The organism is Natrialba sp. PRR66 (assembly GCF_034808065.1).
GTDB classification, from domain to species: Archaea; Halobacteriota; Halobacteria; order Halobacteriales; family Natrialbaceae; genus Natrialba; species Natrialba aegyptia.
On sequence record NZ_JAXHGN010000003.1, the window covers coordinates 594,546 to 616,773 of the forward strand.

A 22,228-nucleotide genomic window follows, 5' to 3' on the forward strand; every position below is an offset into this window, starting at 1 on the left:
GAGGCCAGTCTCGCTCTCCCGACCGTACTACGGCTCGCTTACGTTCAGTACGCCGGCCCTGTCCCGAATTTGGCCGCGCTTACTCCGCGTCCGAATTACCCTCCCAGCGGAATCGGCCGTTTTGCTGGACGACCTCGCCGTCGATTTCGAGCCGAGAGTTCTCGCTCACGTCGGTGATCATGTCGACGTGGACGGCGGAGTCGTTGCCCGACTCGCCCGCCGGCAGGCACGCGTCGTAGGCCCGTCCGAGCGCGAGGTGGACAGTATCGCCCATCTTCTCGTCGAACAGGATATTGTCCGTATAGCGGTCGATACCGCGATTCATCCCGATCCCGAGTTCACCTAGGCGACGAGCGCCGTCGTCGGCGTCGAGAATGTCGCCGATCACGGACGCACCCTGGTCGGCATCGTAGTCGACGACGTCGCCGTCCGCGAACTCGAGGCGGACGTTTCGGACGGTCTCGCCGCGGAGCGTCATCGGGACGTCGAACGTGACCTCGCCCTCGGTTCCGGCGGGAGCGGTGAACACCTCGCCGCTTGGAAGGTTGTGCGAGTCGTAGGCGACCGAGGCGGCGCTGTTGACCGCGGTCCGCCCGTCGATCCGCATCGTCAGGTCGGTTCCCTCCGAGACGAGTCGGACCGTCGAGCCGTCGTCGAGCAACTCCTTCATGTGCGCCATTTCGTCCGCCAGCGACTCCCAGTCCCGAAGTATCGCGTCGTAGGCGAAGTCTTGATATTCCGCGTAGGCCATGTCGGCCTGCTGGGCGAGCGCGCGCGTCGGGTGCGCTGTCGACACCCAGCGCGTGTCATAGCGCGCCTCGCGGATCTCGCTTCGGGCGCGGCGATAGCCGCTCCGAACGTCGCCCGGCACGTCCGCCGTCGCGCTCGTGTTCCGACCGCCACCCAGCGAGAGATAGACGTCCGTCTCCTCGAGCAAGGCGCGTTCGTGACTCGGATCCTCGCTGAACTCGCGGTCCTGGGCGTCGTGTGCGCGGAGATAGGCGCGCGTAATCTCGCCGGAGCTGTAGGTAGCGAGGAGGTTGGCTCCGCGCTCGCCAAGGCGCTCGGCGACGGCGACGGCGAGTTCGTGCGCGTCGGGCCCGACGGAGAGGACGACGTTGTCGCCGGCCTCGACGCGGGCGCTCCAGTCGACCAGTACGGTTGCGTGTTCGCGAATGCGGTCGTCCATACGGGGACGTGTGGACGGGTCTATAAAATCGTCATCGTCTGTGGCGCTGGCTCGCAATTCGCAATTCGTAACTCGTGAGCCGTGAACTGTGAACCGTGAACTGTGAGCCGTGAGCCGTGACCCATGGACTATGAGTCGTCGATAGCAGCTACGACGGCGTCTCGACCGTCCCGTCCCCATTTCGCGAGCGGACGATCGACACGACGGCGTAGACGACGGGCGTATCGAGCACGGCGATCAGGAGTTTCAGCAGGTACTGGCCGACGATCAGCGCGAACAGTGCACTCCCGCCGCTGACGGTGCCGATGCCGAGGATAGCGGGCGCGATCGCGAAGGCCATGGAGACGAAGATGACCGTGTCGATCGCCTGGCTGCTCGCCGTGGAGGCGATATTGCGCAGCCAGAGTTTCTCCCGGCCGGTGTGGGCTCGAATGCGGTGGAACACGATCACGTCCCAGTTCTGGCTGACGACGTACGCGAGCAAGCTTCCGAGGACGACGTTCGTCGACGCCCCGAGCACCGTTGCGAACTCCGCTGCGACGGCCGGGTCGGCGGCCGGTGCCGCGATGGTCGACCAGACGAGCGCGAGCACGACGAAATTGAGCGCGAATCCGACGTTGACGACGATCTGCGTGGCTTTCCGGCCGTACAACTCCGCGTAACAGTCGCTGGCGAGGAAGGTCACCGCGTACGCAAGCGCCGCCCCGGGGAGGGCGAGTTCCGCGCCGATGATCGGGAGGGAAAACGGGAGCGAGAACGCGAGGATCTTCGAAGCCGTCACCTGCGCCGTGACGAGCGCCGTGACGAACAGGCCGATCAGTGCGACCTGGGCGACCGTCGGCGTGGCACGCTGGTGGTTCATATCCGCCGCCTCTCGGCCCGACGTACCTAAACGATACTATCCGGAGCCGCTATGCGATGGATTACGCGGTCACAAGGCCGTGCTAATCTTGCCATTCGATAGCAAGGGATACCGTATATTCGAGTCAAATTCGCGGATGCCATCCGGATGCCGCCCGTGGGACGCCTCGTTCGAATTGCGTTCGTGCGCTTGATCCCCGTGTGGCCGGTGCCTCGAGTAGCGCCTCCAAACGCACAGTAGTCCGCCGACAACCCCGTTCTCGGGCCAGATACGCGATAGATAACAAATAGTCAGTGTCGTGGTGTGATCACATGGGTGAAACATGGACGATCTGACCGGGTTCCAGCGGGACCTCCTGTACGTCATCGCAGGAGCGGACCAGCCATCCGGCCAAGACGTAAAGGACGAGATCGAGACCTACTACAGCGCCGAGATCAACCACGGACGGTTGTACCCCAACCTCGACACCCTTGTCAATAAGGAACTCGTCGAGAAAGGTGAACTCGATCGACGAACGAACTACTACGCGATCAGCGACGATGGTCGACGCGCGATCGAAGACCGTCGGCAGTGGGAGCGCCAGTACGTCGAACCCTGACCGCGTCTCCTATGGCAACATCTTGCCGACTCGTTCGCTGAGCTGCCTCGTCCTCGCCATCGAGTACTCCTCCACTGCTCTCCGCCTGATATCCTGAAGACGGTGACGGGCTACCGACAAGTCACTCACAGATTGTACTTCCTCGTTCGCCCACGCTGCTCCCGCTGGTGTCTCCAGCGGTTGGTTGAGGCCACTGCTGTCACCGTACAGAGTCCGAGCTCGTCGAGTCGAGAACAGCATCGAGACCGTGTGTCCGGGTGGTCGGTAGGTGGTTGTGGTGGTAGGTAGTTGCCAACCCGGACACGATCCGTTTTGTCCTCAGGAGTCATTAAACCAGCCATCTCCGACGGGTGATGACACAAACCGATCCGGCGATGTGACCGACCGGCACTGGCCCTCGTCGTGATCCGTGTTGTGTGATTCTGTGGCACAACCTTATTGATGGGTGCGAACGTACCCCAGTCCATGCGGTTCGTGATTATCGGTGCTGGCCGTGTTGGCCTTCGGACGGCGCGTGTCCTGCGCGAGGAAGACCACGACGTGACGATCATCGAGCGCGATGAGGCGATGATCAGGCGCGCCCGGACGCAGGAGTTCACCGTCGTCGAGGGTGACGGGTCGCGCGAGGACGTTCTCGACGAGGCCGGCATCGCGCAAGCGGATGTCCTCGGTGCCCTGACCGGCGATCTGAACGTCAACTTCACGGCCTGTATGATCGCCAAGTACCACGGCTGTCGGACGGTCATGCGCATCGACGAGGCCTATCGAGAGGGTATCTACCGCAAGTACGCGGATGCGGTCGACGAGGTGATCTACCCCGAGCGACTGGGTGCGATCGGCGCGAAGAACGCCCTTCTCGGCGGGACGATTCGCGCGATCGCGGATATCGCCCCGCACCTGCAGATCGTCGAGTTGACGATCACCGAGGCGGCACCCGTCAACGGATACACGATCAGCGAACTGGAACTCCCGGCCGACGCGACGGTTCTCGCCTTCGGCAAGCACGAGCAGCCGCTCGGAATCCCGTCCGAAGACGAGTCGCTCGCGGTCGGGGATCGGCTTATCGTCCTGGCTGATTTCGCGGTGTTGAGCGAGGTTCGCCAGTTGCTGGTCGGCGAAGATCCGAAGCAAGCGACCGCTAACGCCGACGCCGATTCCGGCATCGACGCTGATACTGGAGGGATCCACTGATGGTTACAGCATTCGTTATGGTCAAAGCGAACACGGGCGAGGCGGACCGACTGCGAAACGAAATGACCGCGATCGACGGCGTCCAGTCGGCACACATCGTCGCCGGCGACGTCGATATTATCGCCAAGGCGCGCGTCGAGACGCCCGCCGCGGTCAAGGAAATCGCGGCGACACAGATACAGGGCATCGACGGCGTCGAAGACACGCAAACATACATCGCGATGGACTAACGCGGCACCGACCGGTCACATCGGCGTATCGCTGTTTTGCGGTTGCTGGCCGCGATTCTGTGCACTCTCGAGGAGCGTCGCCGCCGGGCCACCGTACTCGTAGCCGGGTACGATTCCCTGTGCAAACGTCCCCTCGACGAACTCGATGAGTGCCTTGGCATCCTCGACGCCGTCCCGCGCATCCCAGGCGGTGAACTCGAGGACGACGGTCACAGTATCGGCGTCGCGGTCGATCTGCGGTTCGTCGTGGGTATCCGTCTGGGCGACGGTAAATGCGTCCTCGAGTCGCCGCTCCAGGGTTTCGAACCAGCCGTCCTCGACGACTGGCGCGACGGTTTCCCCCGCGACGGCGGCGTCGAGTGTCGGCAGGGTCACCGTGATCGTCATCCGCCCGTCGCGCTTTCCTGCTGCATCCGCTGCCGTAACGAGTGCATCGAATACCGTCGTCGTGAGCGCGTAGTGATCGTCGTCGACCGCCTCGAAATCATTGTGTGCCGCGAGTTCAGTAGCGATCGGATCGGGGAGTGTCGTCATGAGCGTGGATAAGAAAACGCGTCTCGTCGGAAAGGGTGTTACGTTCGCTGCACGCTTGGTTCCCGTCTCGGAGGCAGCATTCTTCGGCTTCCGCGCCCGTTCCCGAAGCCGTCTCCGGTCCGGTTGTCACTGGTCCACCCCCGGAGGTGTCATAGAATAGGCCTCACATCTCCTCTGTAGGCATCCAAATTCGATAAGTACGGGAAAGACACTACCGCATCTCTGGAAGATCAACGATTCATGTCAACCAACGCAACTCCTGTGAATCCAACAACCATTGTAATCCCTATGCAGAGAAGTACAATTAGCCCTTCTCCAAGTGCCGATGAGGCGAGATGAACACCGAACAGCCGACCGATCAATACGCCAACCATCGCCAAAACTGGCGCAGCAACGAAGCCGTACCACGGGTTGTTCCATCCCTCGCGATCAAGTCGAAATAGTCTCTTTTTCAACCCATTTCTCATACGCCACTATATATAGCTTTCTCACATAAACCCAATGGTCAATAAGTATCTCCACGTCTCGATCCGCTCATTGGAAAAGCGGCTGTGATAAACTCCGTGAGAAGGCTTCTATGACGCCCTTTCACCCCGTGTATATCCAGAGCGATTCCTCGCGGTGAGAGTCGTCTAGTGGGAACTGTTACAGCACGTAACCGCCAGCAGAAGGCGGGACCGTTTCACGATCGCAGTCCCCGATTTCCGGGATAAATGGCGTGCATAACTACAACCGATATCGACGTGTTCCGTTGGCATGGATCTCGATAGACACGCCGCTGAACGCCGCCGATTCGCGCGATTGCTCGGCACTGATAGTGATCCCGGTTCCGGGCTGCCGATCGGCGCTGGTTCGCGTCGGCATCCCGGGCGCGCGTCTGGGTCTCCCTCCAGTCTAGGGTCCGATCTCAAGTCGAATTCAAATTCAGATTCAGATTCGGATTTGGACCCGGATGCAACCACCCATCACGCGGCTTCGACCCCAGTGCGGGAAGCGCCGACATCCGGAACGAAACGAGAGGACTAACAGCCGTTCACCGCGGGTATTCGCCACGCAAACTGCTTTTCGGCTCCCGTCCGATCGTCCACTGCTCTCTGCCTCCTCGCGCGTTCGATCGCGAACTGAACTCGGAGTGTAGTGTGTGACGTGTGGATCTACGCCCCGAGTTCGGGAAGCACCGAGTTCAGCGCGGTCGCGACTTCTTCGAAGTCCTTGAGCGTGAGCCCGTCGGTGGTGATGATGACGCCGTCGCTGTCGGTCGTCACACGGAGTAAGAATCCGTTGTCGAAGACGCGGATGGTGTAGTTGTACTCGCCGAGTTCGGAGCGTTCGTAGGCGGTCTGGACGGTCTTGAAGCCGCGCCACTCGTGGCCGATGAACGTCGAGAGGTCGGCGTCCCGTTCGAGGTCGTCGCGGAGGTAGAGCTGTTCGTAGTCGTCGCGGGTGAAGTAGGTGACAGAGCGGAGGCTATCGCCGATGGCGGTTCGGCAGGTCGTGATGATTTTGTCCGTGGCTCCCGGGGTCAGAAGGCTCGTGGCCATAGTGGACCCGTTGGACGCGGAGCCCTTAATCTCTCGTCTCCCGGACGATTCATACGGGCTGCTGTACCGATTTCCCGGTACAACTGCGACTCACCCCGCGGTTACGCCGGCACTGACTGACAGCATCCCGTATCAGATCTGTTCGATCGCCCGGTCGAGATCGGCGATGATGTCGTCGACGTCCTCGATTCCGACCGAGAGCCGGACGAGGTCGTCCGTGGTGCCGCTCGCCAGTTTCTCTTCCTCGGTGAGTTGCTGGTGGGTCGTGCTCGCGGGGTGGATGATGAGCGTCTTCGCGTCGCCGACGTTTGCGAGCAGGCTGGCGAGTTCAACCTCGTTGCAGACGGTTTCGGCGGCGTCGTACCCGCCCTCGAGACCGAAGGTGATCATGCCGCCGTAGCCGACGGCGGAGGTCTCGTCCGCCGAGGATCGGCTTGCTTGGCTCGCCTCACCGCCCTTGAGGTACTTTCGGGCGTTCTCGTGGGTTTCGTGGCTCTCGAGGCCGGGATAGTTGACCCACGAGATTGCCGGGTGGTCCGCGAGGTACTCGGCGACGGCCATCGCGTTCTCGCTGTGCTTTTCCATCCGCAGCGGCAGCGACTCGAGTTTCTGGAGGGTGACCCAGGCGTCGAACGGCGACTGCTGGTTCCCCAGGTCGCGCAGGCCGCGCGTGCGGGCGGCGAGGGCGAAGGCCTGCTCGCCGAAGGTCTCGTGGAAGTTGATGCCGTGATAGGCCGGGTTCGGCTCCGTGAGCTCGGGATACTCCCCTTCTGGCCAGGGGAACGAGCCGCCGTCGACGAGGACGCCGCCGACGGTCGACCCGGCCCCGTGGAGCCACTTCGTCGTCGAGTTCCAGACCAGATCGGCACCGTGATCGAGGGGTCGACACAGGTACGGCGTCGCGAAGGTGTTGTCGACGAACAGCGGCACGTCGCGCTCGTGAGCGATGTCGGCGACGCGTTCGATATCCGGTGTGACGAGCGCGGGGTTGCCGATCGTTTCCAGGTGGACGAAGGCGGTGTCGTCGTCGATCGCGTCCGCGTAGGCGTCGTAATCGAGCGTGTCGACGAACTTCGTTTCGATACCGCGCTTTGCGACGGTGTGGGTGAGGTACGTGTACGTGCCGCCGTACAGCGAGGAGGCCGACACGATGTTGTCGCCCACGTCCGCGAGGATGAAGGTCGCGAGATCGAACGCGGCCATTCCCGACGCGGTGGCGAGCGCGCCGACGCCGCCCTCGAGTTCGGCGATGCGCTCCTCTAACATCGCGTTCGTCGGGTTCATGATCCGCGAGTAGATGTTGCCGAACTCCTCCAGGCCGAACAGGGCGGCGGCGTGATCCGTATCGTCGAACTCGTAGGAGGTCGTCTGGTACAGCGGCGGTGCGCGCGCCCCCGTCGTCGGATCGGACGCCTGTCCGGCGTGGATGCTGTTCGTGGCGAACCGGTGGTCGGTGGGGTCGTCTCCCATGTCACCACGGTTCAGGGCCGAAGCGCGTAAAGCCACTAGATGGCGTCAATCCCGGCGAGCGGCCGTCCCGATTACGATCGCCACCATAACTGCGACGAGCGCGAGTGTCCCCGTAAAGCCGGGCAGCGACTCGGCGGGGGTATCGGTGAGGAGGCCGCTTTCGCCGGATTCCGCGTCGCCGTCAGCGGATCGATTGTGGCCCGCCTCGGACCCACCATCGCCGACGGTCACGGTTCCCGCCTCGACCGCGGGTTCGACGGGACTCCCGCCGTCGGCGTCGACCTGCATCGACGCGACGCTCACGTCGGCCGTTCCCGCCTCGACGCCGTCGACCTCGATCCACGCCAGCGTGACGTTCGTCGCACCGGCCGTTATCTCGTCGTTCAGGTCCGCGGCTTCCACGGTGAGCGACTGGCCGTCCGCGCTGACGATGGGATCGCTCGTCAGCCCGAACCGATCGGGGTAGCTAGCGTTTGTGACCGTCGCCACGCCCTCCGGACTGAACTCGAGTTCGAGTTTGTAGCCCGCGAGCCCGTCCGGCGCGTCGGTCAGCGCGATGCGGTGCGTGCCGGTGTCGCCGGGAGCGATCGTCCCGTTGGAGACGACGAGTTCGGGGTCGTCTGCGGCGACGGAGGCCGAAGTCGATGCTTCCGCGGCGGCGATTCCGGACGAGGCGACGCCGGCGGTCGAGCCGGCACCGCTGACCGGGGCGACGACGCCGAGTCCGAGGACGATCGCGATCGCGAGGGCGAAGATGGCGACGACCGCGCGGGAGAGTCTGCGCGACCAGTCCGCGTCCGCGATTCTGGTCCGACTTTGAGTCTGCGACTGATCTCGCGTCTCCGAAACCGGCTCGCTATCGTGGCGATACATCGACTTACAACTCGTCGTAGAGGGCGACGGTGTCGTCGTAGTCGATCTGGCCGTTCTCGTTGAAGTCGAACGCGTCTTCGTTCAACTGGACCGCGTCGTCGTCGATGTTCTCGAACAGCACGACCACGTCGTCGTAGTCGACCCGGCCGTTGCCGTTGACGTCCTCGAACTTCCCGTCGCCGTCGGGGTCGGTCGGCGAACCGCCGCCCGGTCCGCCACCGATCGGCGGCGGGCCGGTGACGACGACGCCCGGCCGGCGCTGCGGTTCGATTGGCATCCCCGAGTCGTCGTCCAGATCGTGAACCTCGACCGTCACGTCTGTCGCTCCCGCGCCAACACCCTCGAGTTCGATCGTCGCCAGCGTCGCCTCCGTCGTCCCCGGCTCGATCTCGTTCTCGATGTCCGCGAACCTGAACTCGACCGCGGAGCCGTCCTCGCTGATCTCCGGCGCTGCGGTGAGTTCGAACCCGTCGCCGTAGGTGGCGTCCGTAATCGACGCGACATCAGTGTGATCGAGTGTCACGGTGACGCGACCGCCTGCGATGCCGTTCGGCAGCGACGATAGCGTCAGGTCGATCTCGCCGGTCGCCTCCTGGCTGACCGCCAGCGAGTCGACGCGGATCACCGCCGGCGGTTCGTACACCCACATGGCGTCGTTGGGGTAGGAACGACCGAAGCTTCCCTTGTCCTCACAGAGCAGCACCCGCCCGTCGTCCATCACCATGACGTTGTCGACGTTGATGAGCGAGGCGTCCTGCAGCGACTCCGAATCGCTCGCGTTCGGCCCGACGACGACCGGCTCGAGCCGCGAAACGTTGTACTCCGACTCGAGTTCGGCGCGGTAGACGACGCCGGTGTCGACCTCGTCGAATCGCAGCTCTCCCTCGTCGTCGGTCATGGAGCCGCCGAGCGAGGAGATGCCGAAGTAGATGAAGTCGCCGGGTGCGGCCTCGTCGTGGGAGTCGATCCCCTCGGCCTTGTTGAACTCGATGCTGGCACCGATCTCCTTGGCGGCCGCGCGGGTTTCGAGGAAGGGGACGCGACGGAGTTCCTCGTCGACGCCGTCGGGACCGCGCTCTTCGTACTGGGCGGCCCACTCGACGATTTCCTCGTCGGTGATGTAATCCCGGTTGCCGTTGATGGCGACCTCCTCGTCGGCCTCGGCGAGCGCCGTCTCGAGGTCGTCCTCCCAGTCGGTCTCGGCGTGGGTTTCGAGATAGTCGACCTGCGTCACGCCGTCGTACTCGGCGATCCAGGACTCGACCTCGGCGTTGCTGGCGGTGCCGAGTTCGAGCCACTCGACGGCGAGGTCGGTTTCGCCGACCGTGCCCTCGCCGATCTCGCTCGCCTTGATCGCGTACAGCGTGCCGCGGACGTCCATCGGGTCGTCGTACGCCGGAATCGGCTCGTCGGCCACGAACTTGTAAATCCCCTTCGCGCCGCCGTCGGAGGCGAGGTAGACGGTGCGCTCGTCGGGCAGGACTTCGGGGCACTCCCAGGCGGACCGACCGAAGACGTGGTGTTTGACGGGCGTCGGTTCGTCGGCGGTCGGCTCGGTGATCTCGACGATCTTCCCGTAGCGGTAGCGGTTGGGGAACACCTCGTCCTCGATGGGCTGGGGCGTGTTCTCGCCGTCGGCGATGTCGACCGGCTCGGCGCCGAGGTGGTAGGCGATCTTCTCGGTCCCCCTGTTGTTGCTCAGCCCCATCGGGTACCAGCTGTCCGCGCCGAAGATCTCTTCGAGCGAGTTCTCGACGTCCAGGATGTTCGGTCGATTCCAGAACTCGCTGCCCCCGCGGAGGCCGACGCCGCTTCCTTGCTCGACGATGTCGCCGACCGTCGCGAGACCGTTCACCCGCGCGTGGCCGTACTCCTCCTCGGCCGACAGCGGCGTCTCCCACGGACTGAGATCGCCGTAGCAGTTGATCTTCGTGCCGCCGATTGCGCGGAACGCGTCGGTGTTTTCGAGTTCCATCGCGTTCTCGAGGTCGGCTTGCCAGTAGCCGTCCGCGTCGCGGTACAGCGGCGTCCGCGAAATCGCCCCCGGTCGCGTCTCGTTGTTGGTAAAGAGGTAGCCCTCCGTCCCGTCGTCGTTCGTCGCGACGAAGAAGTTCATGTCGGCCTGCTCGCCGATGCCCTCGTAATTTTCCTCGACGATGTCGCCGAGGTCCTCGCCGGCCGGCGTCTGCGGGTGGCCGAAGCGCTCGGTCCCGCCGTTGATCTCGTCTCCCGCCTGAACGAGGAGCCGATACTGGCCGGCGGCGGACTGCACTTCGGCCTGTTCCGCGTTGGTCCGCGGCGCGTCCAACTCGTCGAACTCGTCGCTCGTCCCGTCGAACGTGAACTGGAAATCGTCGACGACGCCGACGCCGCCGCGGTCGAACGGCGCGGGGTTGTCTCCGCTCGGATGCTGGAGACTGTAGAGCAACTCGCCCGTCTCGAAGACGAACGGACCCGTAACCTCCGCCCCCCGTGCCGTCGTCGAGAACCGCTTGATGTTCCCGTTGACGTACGGTGCCGTCTTCGTGTCGTGTTCGTCCTCCCCCTCGGCCGCGTGGGCTGTCCCGAGTAATCCCGCCCCGAGCGCCGCCGCCGTCGACGATGCCATCAGCGTCCGCCTGGTGTATTCGACCATGTACTCGGTTCAGGAAGCGAGAATGACGTGAAATTTTATAATAGGTGACTAGTGCATTATATCCCGATCCGGACCGGCACCGAGCGCTCTGTCCCCTATTGTACCATATATAGCTTCTGGCCGATTTGTGTAGCCGCGGTCGGCCGCTTCGAACGAGAACACACGATGTCACGGCTTCGGTCTTCGGCCTTCGACGCGCCGGGAGCCGGCGCGCACAGCGCCTGCGCTACGCGATCCTCACTGTCCCGCGTCGAGAACTGATACTGTCGGACAGAACGGCGTGACGATCGGTCGCTCCGCTGCGGCCGTTCCCACGGGTGACGGCCGCAAATTCGCGACTGACTTCGTATTGACTTCTATCCGACAGTATGAACCGCCGATTCGCCAGAAAAACGATCGCGTTCGAGTTCCGAAGCGAACGGAACTCGCAGTCGGCCTACTCGATGTCCCGATCTGCGATCTGCGTGCGGATCTCCGTCGCTCGCTCGCGGACCCACGAGAGATATCGCTCGATTTCGGTCGGCGTCGCGCCGTAGAAGGAGGCGACCCAGTTAACGTCGGCCCAGGGGAGCGTCACGAGGTAGGTCGCGAGGGTATCCTTCCCGGCCTGCACGACCTCCGGCGGGACGCCGCGTTCGCCGGTTCCCTCCTCGACGAAGCCGTTCACATCGAAGTAGACATCGGCGTAGCGCCGCGCGTCTTCGGGGCTGTCGAAAACGATCTCGGTGTGTTCGGGGGCCTCGAAGCGATAGCGCTCGCCGGCATCGGTCGCGACGATCCGAACGCCAAGCACGTACTCCTCGACGACGGCCTCGGTCTCGGGTGCAGTATCGGACGTTGCCATGACGGTCTCTCTACCCCTACCGGGACTCGAAATAGTATTAAACGTTGATATGAGCTCTATTGTGCACTCGGGAGCACTTCGTACCGACCCCATCAAGCACCGTCTTTTAGGACGGCCGCGTCCCACGGTGAGACGATCACGGCGACGATGAACGTCCTGCTCGTCCTCGGCCACCCCCGGACCGACAGCCTGTGCGGGTCGCTGGCCGCCGCATACCGCGACGGGGCGCTCGAGGCCGGCGTCGACGTTCGCGAACTCGCCGTCGCTGAACTCGCGTTCGATCCGGACGTCCACGAGGTCTCTCCCAGCGACCAGCGACTGGAACCCGACCTCCGCGAGGCCCGGGAATCGATCCGCTGGGCGGACCACCTCGTCTTCGTCTACCCGAACTGGTGGGGGACGATGCCGGCGCGGCTCAAGGGATTCTTCGACCGCGTCTTCACGCCCGGCTTCGCGTTCGTCGAGTACGACGAGGGGGAAGGCGCGGGCCACGAAGGGCTACTGGACGACACGACCGCCGAACTGCTCGTCACGATGGACATGCCCCCGTGGGTCTACCGCTGGATCTACCGCCAGCCGGGAACCAACGCCGTCAAACGGGCGACGCTCGGCTACGCCGGCATCCGAACCACCCGTGTCACGATGCTCGGGTCGGTCGAGGAGTCGACGCCCGACGAACGCGAGGCGTGGCTCGAAAAAGCAACCCGGCTGGGGCGCAGCCTCGACGACGGCCCCGACTCCCGCTCGACGCGCGTTCGCCGCCGGGCGACGGCGTGGCTCAAAGCCCTTCGACTGCAATTCTACCCGATGGCGTGGGCGGCGTACACGATCGGCGCGCTGGCGGCAGCGGGTTCGAGCGATACCGTCTCGTCGCTCCCGTACTGGCTCGGCTTCGCCTTCCTGTTCTTTCTCGAGGCGGCGACGGTACTCTCCAACGAGTTCATCGACTATCCGTCCGACCGCGAAAATACGTTCGCCGGCCCCTTCACCGGCGGTTCGGGGGTGCTCGTCGACGGTGAACTCGACTTCGCGGCGCTGCGCCGCGGAATCGGGGTCGCGCTCCTGTTCGCCGTCGGTGCCGGCGGGGCTGCCCTCGCCGTCGGCCTTGGTTCGACCCCCATCACAGCGGCCGTCATGATCGCCCTCGGCGCGCTGGCGCTCGGCTACACGTTCCCGCCGCTCGAGTTCTCCTACCGAACGCTCGGTGAACTCGACGTAGCCCTCACCCACAGCACCGGCGTCTTGCTGTGCGGGTACGTCGTCCAGGGCGGTGCGGCGACCGACTCGCTGCCGTGGTTGCTTTCGATCCCGTTTCTGCTGGCCGTGCTCCCGTCGATCACGCTGGCGGGCGTTCCGGACCGCGCCGCAGACCGGAGCGCCGACAAGGAGACGATCGCCGTCCGCTTCGGAATCGATGGCGCTGCGACCGTCGCGGCGGCGACCGCGCTGCTTGCCAGCCTGACGGGGGTCGTCTGGGCGGCCCTCGGTGTTGGGGGCGGCCTCTACGGGCCGCTGGTCGCCCTCAGCGTGCCCCACGCGCTCGCACTTGTCTGGCTCCTTCGAACTCGATTGGGGAACCGGACGACCCCCGCACGCATCGACGGGCTGATGGTTGCGTCGCTAAGCTTTCTGGTCTGGTTCGCCATCGTGCCGCTGCTCAATCTCATCTGATATCGGTCGGTTCCGGTTGTCTCTGTTGACGCTCTATCTTCGGGGTGGTTTATCGTGAAATATCCGCCCACTACATGTGTGTATTGACCAGTAAGCGTTCTATCAGGCTTGAATGAGGTTTGTCGGTCGTACTGAATACAGGGCGCGTATCTTCCAGAACAGGAAATTTCGAACGAGGCTATTGAATTGGCCGATACAGGGAGATACTCGTTATCCACTTACGGACTTCACTAATCAAACCAGTTGGTGATCTCCCTACACGAGTGAGCTCGGATCGTCACCGAACCCACTCCCATATCTCTCAACGACTTCCGTAACGGTGACTTCATACGCATCGTACCACTCTGTCCACCGCCGTTTCGCGCGTTTGTGGTCCGTATCCGCTCCAAACAACACGAGTGCGTCCAACGACTCCCAATAGTAGCTGACAAGAACCTCCTCACTATCCGGTGCATGCCACGTCTGCTTGCCCGGATATCCTTCTGTGTCCTCAGCAGCCGCTTGTATCGCGTCATTCAACTCGTGAAACTCCGTATCGTACTCACCCGGAGCGAGGCGGAACGTTACCAAATACACCAGGACGATTCACTCGTCCATGCGAACAAGACGCTTTCCCTCGGAGCATACAACGGGTAGCAACCAACGACTCGCTGACCCACGTCCAAGTCGGGTTTGGGATTCTGGCCACCCTCGCCGGAAACTTCACACCTATCCTTCGCAACTGAGAACATTCCTGTGAACACCCCTCTAAATCGGGTCTATGTGGGTCCCGTGGAGAGTATTTGATGACACGACACAATAGCCAATCCGACAGGAATCGATTCGCAACCATCGCAGTCGGCGCAGCTGAAACCGAGAGGCATCCTCATAGAGATGGAACGAACGATGTCGTCCCGCCGATCCATCTTTCGACTACGTTCGAGTGGGCCAGCGGGGAGGACGCCAATGAACACGACTATTCGCGCGAGAGCAATCCGACGCGGGCAGCCCTTGAAGAGCAGTTAGCCCGCCTCGAAGGCGGCGAGTATGGGTTGGCGTTCGCCTCCGGAATGGCCGCCACATCGACGACGATGCTGTCGCTGGTCCCCCCAGGAGGCCACGTCGTCTCCTCGGACACCATCTATAGCGGAACCGAAAAACTGCTCACGGAACATATGGCCGGACATCTCGGCGTTGACATCGACTTTGTTGACGCCCGTGACCCCGACAACGTTGCCGATGCAGTCAATGCGGACACTGACTTGATCTGGGCAGAAACACCGTCGAACCCCTTGATGAGGTTGTGCGATATCCAAACGATAGCCGACATCGCCGATGACCACGATGCCCTGTTCGGCGTGGACAGTACCTTTGCGAGTCCGTACTGCCAAGTCCCACTCGAACTGGGTGCCGACATCGTTGTCCACAGCACTACCAAGTATCTCAACGGGCACTCCGACTCGATCGGTGGTGCCGTTATCACCGACGATGAGGGAGTTTACGAGCAATTGGCGTTCGCGCAGCGAGTTGGGCTTGGGAATATGCTTTCGCCGTTCGACTGCTATCTCGTTGCACGAGGCATCAAGACGCTGCCCGCGCGGATGGAATCTCACGAGCAGAACGCAATGGCAGTTGCCCGGTTCCTCGAAAGCCACGATCGGGTCGCTCGGGTTCACTACCCGGGTCTTGAAAGCCACCCGCAATACGATCTTGCGAGCGAGCAGATGTCGGGGTACAGCGGGATGCTGTCCTTCGAGTTCGATGGTACGCTCATCGAACTTGAGGCGTTCATCGAGGGACTTGAGGTATTCACGCCGGGAGCCAGTCTCGGTGGGGTCGAGAGCCTTGTTGAGGTACCGTCACTAATGATCCCCGACGAGTTCAGTCGGAGTGAGGATTCAGCGGAGATCCCGGAGACGTTGGTCCGGGTATCCGTTGGCCTCGAAGACGCCGATGACCTCTGCGAGGATCTCCGGAGGGCGCTACCGTAGGCGCACGTTCTTCTCTCCCTCGACGACCCGTACTACAAGCGGGTCGATCGCCCACTAGATATGGTAGCCGCAAGCGGAATATGAACTGTTTCTAAACGAGAGAACGTGGATTATTCGAGCGGTTCGATTACGTCTCCGGGGCGAATCATCCCATCTTCGAGAATGTCCACTCGGAGCCCACCTCGGTGGGTGAGTGCCTGCAATACGCCGTCCTGCGTGATGCGCTGAAGATGGTTGCAGGGTTCACACAGCCGATCGCCCCGACAGATGGCGTCACCGACTCGGAATCGTTGTCCAACGAGATGATTGAGTGCGACATCACGGGTTTCGATGTTTCGTCGGTGTTCTCCCGGTGCGAGTTCGATTCCCGCTTCACGTTCGATTGCTGTTACAGCCTCTTGCTCGATCAACGTGAGGTCGTACCCATCGTGGCGTTCCTCATCTGGCTCCCACTTGACGAAGGTTCCCGTCTCAATCTCGCTAAAGTAGCGATCACCTCGGAGTCCCTTCCCAGCAACTGCTTCAACGTCGGTCTGTTCTTCCATCTCCGCTTCGGCTTCAGGTGCGATAAAAATCCGTTCGACAGTGCCACTCCCGGTCATGTGTTCTATGCGCGTTTAACACAGTATAAACACTCGGATGTGGGTGTTGTTGCCAAGGTAACTCAGCGGTATGTCCGCAAATCATACCGAGTAGCTGGGTCATTGGCTACCAAGTGAACAAACGAAATTGCCGCGTTGAACTCATCCTCAATATTCAGCAGGTGATTTTTGGTAGATCTCGGATAGACCGATAGCCGCTTCGGTATCTGCTTGCCCTGTATCGAGCGCAGAGCGTACTGAATCTATCACCGCCCGAGTTCAACAAAGTCACATCGCTCGAGACGGCGAGTCAGCTACTCCAGCAGCGACTCGCCGGTCATCTCCGGTGGCTGGTCGATGCCGAGCAGTTCGAGCATCGTCGGCGCGATGTCGGCGAGCGTGCCGCCCTCCCGGACCGTTCGCCCGCCGTCGGTGCCGTCGGGGGACAGGTAGACCAGCGGCACGTCGTTGTACGTGTGTGCCGTGTGCGGATTCTCCGGGGTTCCCATGTCGTCCGCGTTGCCGTGGTCCGCGGTGATGAGGACGTTCGACCCGGCCGCCTCGAGTTCGGCGACGAGTCGCCCGAGTTGCGCGTCGACGGTTTCGACGGCCTCGATCGCGGCCTCGTAGTCGCCGGTGTGGCCGACCATGTCCGGGTTGGCGTAGTTGAGCACGAGCACGTTCGGATCGTCGCTCTCTATCACGTCGATCGCGGTGTCTGTCACTGCGGGCGCGCTCATCTCCGGTTGCAGGTCGTAGGTCGGCACGTCCGGGCTCTCGACGATCTCGCGGATCTCGCCGTCGAACTCGACCTCGCGGCCGCCGTTCAAGAAGTAGGTGACGTGGGCGTACTTTTCCGATTCGGCGATCCGAAGCTGCGTCCGTCCCTCGTCGGCGAGCACCTCCCCCAGCACGTTCTCGGGCTGGTTCGGCGGGTACGCCACCGGCAGGTCGAACGTCTTGTCGTACTGGGTCATCATCACGACCTCGGCGTCCGGCGGACTGATGCTGAACTCGTCGGACCAGTCCTCCGGACGGATATCGGCCAGCATGCGCGTCAACTGGCGAGCGCGGTCCGAGCGGAAGTTGAACCAGACGACCGAGTCGCCGTCTTCGAGCGCCGGCCCGCCTTGCTCACGGCTCCGCCGTTCGCTCTCCGAGGCAGGTAGCGCCTCGCTCTCGACCAGCGTCGGCTCGACGAACTCGTCGGTGTCGCCGCGGTCGTAGGATTCCTCGACCGCTGCGACCGCCGAGGCAGCCTCGTGGTCGGCCTCGCGCTCGACGATCGCGTCGTACGCTCGCTTCGTCCGCTCCCAGTTCTGGTCGCGGTCCATCGCGTAGTACCGACCCGAGACCGTCGCGACATGGCCCGTGCCGTGCTCCTCGACGACACTCTCGAGCGTTTCCAGGTACTCCCGGCCGCCGGTCGGCGAGGTGTCTCGCCCGTCGGTGATCGCGTGCGTGACGGCCTCGACCTCGCGGTCCGCGGCGAGTTCGATGAGCGCGTGCAGGTGTTCCTGGTCCGAGTGAACGCCGCCGTCGCTGACGAGGCCGACGAAGTGGACGCGTCCGCCGTTGTCGCGTGCGCTCTCGAATGCCGCGTTGATCGCGTCGTTCTCTCGGAAGGAGCCGTCCGCGATTGAGTCTGCAATGCGGGTGTACTCCTGGTAGACGACGCGGCCAGCACCGATGTTCAGGTGACCGACCTCGCTGTTTCCCATCTGGCCGTCCGGCAGGCCGACCCGCCGGCCCGAGACCTCGAGTTCACCGGTGGCACCGTGCTCTGTGAACCGATCGAAGTTGGGGGTGTCGGCCGCGGCGACGGCGTCTCGTCCGTCGTCAGTGCCGAGTCCCCAGCCGTCGAGTACGATCAACGCAGCGTCCATGTCAGGGCGATATCCGGCCTGGCGTAACTAGCTGTCGCTGTCGGCGACATGCCACTCCTACCGAACATATAAGAATCCGAGAGTGTGTGGAGTTATGCCTCTGACTCGTGATCGAACGCCGTTCCGCAATCGCCACAGATCGTCCCATTGCCGGGCGTGCATCGCTGCGCGAGGGTCGCGCCGCACTCGGGACAGACCATATAGAGTCGATGTTCCGGGGCGACGCCGGCTTCGAATTTGGCCCGAATCCAGGCGTCGGGATTGTCAGGTTCGTAGAGGGTAACCTCGCCGTTTGTCTGTCGCCAGTTGACCGTGTGTTCCTCGCGCTCGTCGGTCTCCATACCTCGGTTGGACATCGGGACACTGACAGCCATGCGACCCACTCATATAATTTTTCTGATGATAATTTACCCGCTCACGAGTTAACCCCCTGTGCCCGCGTGCGCCGGATCGCCGCCCGTTTTCGCCCCGCCGCCATCGACCACTGGCTTTTTGCGAGTTCGGCGGGAGCCAACTGGCATGACACTCGATCCGGTCCACTTCGACGGCATCGCGCAACTCGCGAGGCGGATCGATCACGGTGCCGACGAACGCGACCGCCGCGAGTTCGCCGAAACCGTCTGGGAGTCGTTCCTCGACCCCCTGCGCGACGACGGGCGGACGATCCTCGATCCGGTCGACGAGCGGTCCCGACGGCTGGTCGACTGCGAGGCCGTCGCCCTGCGAGAGCGGGAGTTTCCGACCCAGCACGGCCTCGACGCGGGGACGATCAACCCGACGACGTTCAAAAACGGGCTCGTCATCGACATCGCCCAGGCGGCCATGAGCACGACGCCGAGCGAACTCGGTCTCCACCGCTCGCGGACGACGGTGATGACGGTCCACTCGAACGACGAGACGATGACCGTCGACGAGGAGTGGGGCAAGTTCGACGCGGGCTACAGTCGCAGTCGGGCCGTGAAGATTCCGCCGCTACCCCGCTTTGCGGAGGGCGTCGTCCACGCGCTCGCGCTCTACCTCGCCGAGAGCAAGCACGCGCTGGCACACGCCGAGGACGTGTCTGACCTGCTCGTCTTAGACGGCCCGCTCTATCCGCGCGGGCTGCTCCGCTGGGCCGACCAGCACCCCGACCTGGCCGACTTCCTGCTCGAGGACCCGCGCCCGACGACGGTCCTCGAGAACTACGTGCGACTGGTCGAGTCGTTCGTCGACCGCGGCGTGCCGCTCGTCGGATTCGTCAAGAACCCCGCCACACGGGTCGTCACACGGACGCTGAAAGGTAAACGCGATGTCGACGTGAGCGTCCCCTGGGCCGACGACACCGCGCTGTTCACCCAACTGCTCGAGCGCGGCGAGTTCGTCGAGGACATCGAGGGAACGCGCTGGGAGCGAGATACCGACGCGCTCACCTACACGAACTGGTTTCGCTCGCGGGGCGGCGTCGACCGGCCCCTCTCGGCCGAGGGCGACGCGCTCGGCGTCGAGCGCCGTCTCGACCGCGAGCAGTACGAGGTCACGTTCTTCGTCGTCTACGACCCGCGCGAGGATCTCCTCTTTCGGATCGAGGCCCCCTACGCCTTCACGCGCGATCCGGATACGCGCGAGCGGTTGACGATGCAGCTCCTGCAGGACGTGGCGATCGCCCACGGTCCCCCGACCATCGTCGAGAAGGCGGACGAACTCGCGCGGATCAGCGCGCCGGAGAAGCAATCGCTTCGAGAGACGCTCGAGACGCAGTTCGACACGTCCCGCAAGCGGACGTACGACGATCACCGCTGGGCCGACGAATACTGAGCGGCTACTGAGGCGCTACCCAATCGTTGTGAACCTCACGTATTGGTGTCCGGTATTACGGCTGTGTTTCGCCCGCCACCGTGCGCTTTGCCCCCTGAACGCCTCCTCCCGCGATTCCCATCGGCGGAAACCGTGCTACAGGTCCGTATCCAACTCCACTTTCTCGATGTTGAACTCGACCGTCGACGGATCGACGCCGATCCTGGCGAACTGCGTTCGGACGTGCTCGCGGGCGTTCTCGACAGCCTGTTCTCGCGTATCGAAGCCACGCGGCATCGGCGACTCGAACGCGAGATTGACCTCTCTGCCGTCGACCTGTTGACTGGTTCCGCCGCTATCGACCTCGTAGAACTCGTCGCAGACCCAAACGTATGCAGCGTCCTCGTTCGGCGCACCCTCGAAGGACGGGGCGCGCTCGCCGCGTTCGTACAGCGTCCCGGTAAGTTCGGTGTCTCCTGCACACCCGCATACCATGAGCATACGTCCAACTATGTTCCGTAGCCGCAAAAATATCGTGCACGATCCGAGAACCAAAAACTTGATTCGAAACCGGACCGGGTCCGGCTATCCTCGCCCCCATACCTAGATCCGACGGCTCTACTGGAATCTTAGTCCGCTATTAATACCTACACACCAAACCCACAATCAACCATTCTTGAGAGTCACTCCGTTCTATTCATCCGTTTTCCGTCCGACTCTCAACTATCTGTTCGGCGGAGAAACCCATACGCCGAATACCGTCAGATATCGAGACCAAATCGTTTTGGAAACGGGTTTATCCCCGCTCTAGCAGTTGTGTTCGGTAATGAGTTCGGACGTTCATCTCGGAGATATAGGGGACCGGAATCCGGTAGTGACCGTTCCTAACGAACGCTACGACGCACTTCGACACCCTCGACGTCTCCGTATTCTCTCCGTTCTCATGGACGAACACTTCCTCTCGCTGTCCGAACTGACGACGGAACTCTTACAACGGGAAGACACATCCGCTTCGGACGGCCAGGCCCGCCACGAGGTTCGTCTCAGCCTCGTTCACGCTCACCTGCCGCGACTCGCTGATCACGGCCTGGTCGAACTCGACAGGGAGGCCGCCGCTACCGCTGCAAGCGATACCGATACCGACACCGACACCGAGTCTACAGCGTTCACTATCTCACTCATCGACGAACCACCGCTTTCCCCCGCAATCCTCTCCCTGCTCCTCGAGGCCGACACCGACGCCGGTGCCACCCTCCTCGACCGGCTCGTCCACCCCGTCCGACTCCGCCTGCTCGAGTTCATCGAGACGCAGGACGAACCGGTTTCGGTCGATGAACTCGCGACGGTGCTTGCGACGCGGCTGGAGGTCGGTCCGACGGAGCGGTGCGAGGCGACGATCGAACTACACCACAACCATCTGCCCGCGCTCGCCGACATCGACGCGATCGCGTACGATCGACAGGCAAGCCAAGTTTCGCAGTCGGCGGAGATGGAGTCGTTTCTATAGACTGTTTTCCGATTACCGCGTTCGCTTCCCCTGATTCAACCACTCCCGAGAATCATATACGAATGGCCCACGAACGGTGCCGACGAGACGCATGTCCGTGACCCCTCCAGGCCGACACGCACGACGACTGGGAATCGCCATATTCGTCGTTGTGCTGGTCAGCGCACTGACGCTCGGCGGGATTGGGTCCGTCGCTGCCGGCGACCGCGTCGCGATCATCTCGACCGACCCCGCGACGATTACGGCCCAGCCCGGCGACGAGTTCACCGTCGATGTCGTCCTCTACGGCGAGGGGAGCCACGACGGCAGCGGCGCTTCCAGCGTTACCCTCGCCGCGCAGTACCATCCCGAGTATCTCGAGATCACCGACATCGAACGCGGGCCGTGGCTCGAACAGGACGAGGAGACCGACGTGTACGCGACCCAGACGCTCGCTCACGAGCAGGGGACGGCGCTCTCGACGCAGTGGCGCGACCCGGTCGCCGGCGGCGCGACGGGAATGGCTCGGCTCGCGACGCTGACCGTCTCGGTCGCGCCGGACGCCCCGCCCGGCGAAACCGCGATCGCCTTCGGCGAGAGCGAGGTCGAACTCGCGACCGACTGGCCCATGCCGGTCGTCGGCGAGTCGGCGACCGTCGTGATCGACGGCGGCGAGACTGAACTCGAGTCGTTCGATCATCCACCCGTGGATTCGCTGTCGGCGGATGCCAACGCGACGACTGCGGACGAGAATTCGGATACCGACGCGACCACCGGTCCGCTCGATGCGCTCTCGAATTCCGTTCCTGCACTCGGCGTCGGCTTCGTCATCGCATCCGGGCTCGTCGTTCTCGCTGTTCGAACCGTGCGGTCTGACTGATTGTCATCCGAGGA

At 63.2% G+C, this 22,228-nt stretch carries 23 protein-coding genes; 9 read left to right on the top strand and 14 right to left on the bottom strand.

Going from position 1 to position 22,228, the window contains the following annotated elements:
* Window positions 1–79 precede the first annotated feature (79 nt).
* Complete coding sequence (locus SM755_RS13385; protein WP_323173090.1) at window positions 80–1,189, bottom strand: aminopeptidase; 1,110 nt, start codon at window positions 1,187–1,189, stop codon at window positions 80–82.
* A gap of 148 nt (window positions 1,190–1,337) precedes the next feature.
* Window positions 1,338–2,051, bottom strand: coding sequence for a queuosine precursor transporter (locus SM755_RS13390; protein WP_323173091.1), 714 nt, complete (start codon window positions 2,049–2,051; stop codon window positions 1,338–1,340).
* 322 nt (window positions 2,052–2,373) lie between these two features.
* On the opposite strand from SM755_RS13390, the gene SM755_RS13395 reads away from it, so the two are divergent.
* The 3 genes from SM755_RS13395 (at window position 2,374) to SM755_RS13405 (ending at window position 4,070) form a co-directional block, all read left to right on the top strand.
* Window positions 2,374–2,649, top strand: a complete 276-nt coding sequence (locus tag SM755_RS13395; RefSeq protein WP_006664912.1) for a PadR family transcriptional regulator — start codon at window positions 2,374–2,376, stop codon at window positions 2,647–2,649.
* A 465-nt stretch (window positions 2,650–3,114) separates the two neighbouring features.
* The gene (locus tag SM755_RS13400) at window positions 3,115–3,840 is read left to right on the top strand and encodes a TrkA family potassium uptake protein (RefSeq protein WP_323173092.1); all 726 of its coding nucleotides are present in this window, start codon (window positions 3,115–3,117) and stop codon (window positions 3,838–3,840) included.
* Window positions 3,840–4,070, top strand: a complete 231-nt coding sequence (locus tag SM755_RS13405) for an Lrp/AsnC family transcriptional regulator (RefSeq protein WP_006110508.1) — start codon at window positions 3,840–3,842, stop codon at window positions 4,068–4,070. Before SM755_RS13400 ends, SM755_RS13405 begins: the two co-directional genes overlap by 1 nt.
* Before the next feature lie 15 nt (window positions 4,071–4,085).
* On the opposite strand, the gene SM755_RS13410 is transcribed toward SM755_RS13405, so the two are convergent.
* Window positions 4,086–4,604, bottom strand: coding sequence for a DUF5813 family protein (locus SM755_RS13410; RefSeq protein ID WP_323173093.1), 519 nt, complete (start codon window positions 4,602–4,604; stop codon window positions 4,086–4,088).
* Between the two features lie 230 nt (window positions 4,605–4,834).
* Window positions 4,835–5,071 carry a hypothetical protein gene (locus tag SM755_RS13415; protein ID WP_323173094.1) on the bottom strand — a complete coding sequence of 79 codons (237 nt, stop codon included), beginning with the start codon at window positions 5,069–5,071 and terminating at the stop codon, window positions 4,835–4,837.
* Window positions 5,072–5,360: 289 nt separating this feature from the next.
* Between SM755_RS13415 and SM755_RS13420 the strand changes: the two genes are divergently transcribed.
* Complete coding sequence (locus tag SM755_RS13420) at window positions 5,361–5,630, top strand: hypothetical protein (protein ID WP_323173095.1); 270 nt, start codon at window positions 5,361–5,363, stop codon at window positions 5,628–5,630.
* 128 nt (window positions 5,631–5,758) lie between these two features.
* Here SM755_RS13420 and SM755_RS13425 read toward each other — a convergent pair whose 3' ends face one another.
* From SM755_RS13425 to SM755_RS13445, 5 genes are all read right to left on the bottom strand, one after another.
* Window positions 5,759–6,145, bottom strand: a complete 387-nt coding sequence (locus SM755_RS13425) for a hypothetical protein (RefSeq protein ID WP_006664901.1) — start codon at window positions 6,143–6,145, stop codon at window positions 5,759–5,761.
* A 132-nt stretch (window positions 6,146–6,277) separates the two neighbouring features.
* A complete protein-coding gene (locus SM755_RS13430; RefSeq protein WP_323173096.1) occupies window positions 6,278–7,615 on the bottom strand; it encodes an O-acetylhomoserine aminocarboxypropyltransferase/cysteine synthase family protein in 1,338 nt (445 codons plus the stop codon).
* Window positions 7,616–7,660: 45 nt separating this feature from the next.
* Window positions 7,661–8,488, bottom strand: coding sequence for a hypothetical protein (locus SM755_RS13435; protein ID WP_323173097.1), 828 nt, complete (start codon window positions 8,486–8,488; stop codon window positions 7,661–7,663).
* A 4-nt stretch (window positions 8,489–8,492) separates the two neighbouring features.
* Window positions 8,493–11,123 carry an alkaline phosphatase PhoX gene (locus tag SM755_RS13440; RefSeq protein ID WP_323173098.1) on the bottom strand — a complete coding sequence of 877 codons (2,631 nt, stop codon included), beginning with the start codon at window positions 11,121–11,123 and terminating at the stop codon, window positions 8,493–8,495.
* A gap of 436 nt (window positions 11,124–11,559) precedes the next feature.
* Entirely contained in the window at window positions 11,560–11,967 is a 408-nt protein-coding gene (locus tag SM755_RS13445; RefSeq protein WP_323173099.1) for a hypothetical protein, read from the bottom strand.
* A gap of 147 nt (window positions 11,968–12,114) precedes the next feature.
* Here SM755_RS13445 and SM755_RS13450 point away from each other — a divergent pair, with 147 nt between their 5' ends.
* Window positions 12,115–13,638, top strand: a complete 1,524-nt coding sequence (locus SM755_RS13450; RefSeq protein WP_323173100.1) for an NAD(P)H-dependent oxidoreductase — start codon at window positions 12,115–12,117, stop codon at window positions 13,636–13,638.
* Between the two features lie 255 nt (window positions 13,639–13,893).
* On the opposite strand, the gene SM755_RS24385 is transcribed toward SM755_RS13450, so the two are convergent.
* Window positions 13,894–14,214: an antibiotic biosynthesis monooxygenase gene (locus SM755_RS24385; protein ID WP_369335244.1), complete on the bottom strand. Its 321-nt coding sequence runs from the start codon at window positions 14,212–14,214 to the stop codon at window positions 13,894–13,896.
* A gap of 209 nt (window positions 14,215–14,423) precedes the next feature.
* Here SM755_RS24385 and SM755_RS13455 point away from each other — a divergent pair, with 209 nt between their 5' ends.
* Window positions 14,424–15,608, top strand: a complete 1,185-nt coding sequence (locus SM755_RS13455) for an aminotransferase class I/II-fold pyridoxal phosphate-dependent enzyme (RefSeq protein ID WP_323173101.1) — start codon at window positions 14,424–14,426, stop codon at window positions 15,606–15,608.
* A gap of 110 nt (window positions 15,609–15,718) precedes the next feature.
* Here the strand turns inward: SM755_RS13455 and SM755_RS13460 are convergent, their stop codons facing one another.
* The 3 genes from SM755_RS13460 to SM755_RS13470 form a co-directional block, all read right to left on the bottom strand.
* Complete coding sequence (locus SM755_RS13460) at window positions 15,719–16,210, bottom strand: MOSC domain-containing protein (RefSeq protein WP_323173102.1); 492 nt, start codon at window positions 16,208–16,210, stop codon at window positions 15,719–15,721.
* 293 nt (window positions 16,211–16,503) lie between these two features.
* Window positions 16,504–18,075, bottom strand: a complete 1,572-nt coding sequence (gpmI, locus tag SM755_RS13465; protein WP_323173103.1) for a 2,3-bisphosphoglycerate-independent phosphoglycerate mutase — start codon at window positions 18,073–18,075, stop codon at window positions 16,504–16,506.
* 92 nt (window positions 18,076–18,167) lie between these two features.
* Window positions 18,168–18,431: a hypothetical protein gene (locus tag SM755_RS13470; RefSeq protein WP_323173104.1), complete on the bottom strand. Its 264-nt coding sequence runs from the start codon at window positions 18,429–18,431 to the stop codon at window positions 18,168–18,170.
* A gap of 163 nt (window positions 18,432–18,594) precedes the next feature.
* Between SM755_RS13470 and SM755_RS13475 the strand changes: the two genes are divergently transcribed.
* Window positions 18,595–19,869 (top strand): DNA double-strand break repair nuclease NurA, encoded by a 1,275-nt coding sequence (locus SM755_RS13475; protein ID WP_323173105.1) that lies wholly within the window; start codon window positions 18,595–18,597, stop codon window positions 19,867–19,869.
* A 135-nt stretch (window positions 19,870–20,004) separates the two neighbouring features.
* Here SM755_RS13475 and SM755_RS13480 read toward each other — a convergent pair whose 3' ends face one another.
* Window positions 20,005–20,349 (bottom strand): hypothetical protein, encoded by a 345-nt coding sequence (locus SM755_RS13480; protein ID WP_323173106.1) that lies wholly within the window; start codon window positions 20,347–20,349, stop codon window positions 20,005–20,007.
* Window positions 20,350–20,674: 325 nt separating this feature from the next.
* Here SM755_RS13480 and SM755_RS13485 point away from each other — a divergent pair, with 325 nt between their 5' ends.
* Together SM755_RS13485 and SM755_RS13490 are read left to right on the top strand one after the other, a co-directional pair.
* Complete coding sequence (locus tag SM755_RS13485; RefSeq protein WP_323173107.1) at window positions 20,675–21,355, top strand: hypothetical protein; 681 nt, start codon at window positions 20,675–20,677, stop codon at window positions 21,353–21,355.
* Window positions 21,356–21,452: 97 nt separating this feature from the next.
* A complete protein-coding gene (locus SM755_RS13490; protein ID WP_323173108.1) occupies window positions 21,453–22,214 on the top strand; it encodes a hypothetical protein in 762 nt (253 codons plus the stop codon).
* Window positions 22,215–22,228 lie beyond the last annotated feature (14 nt).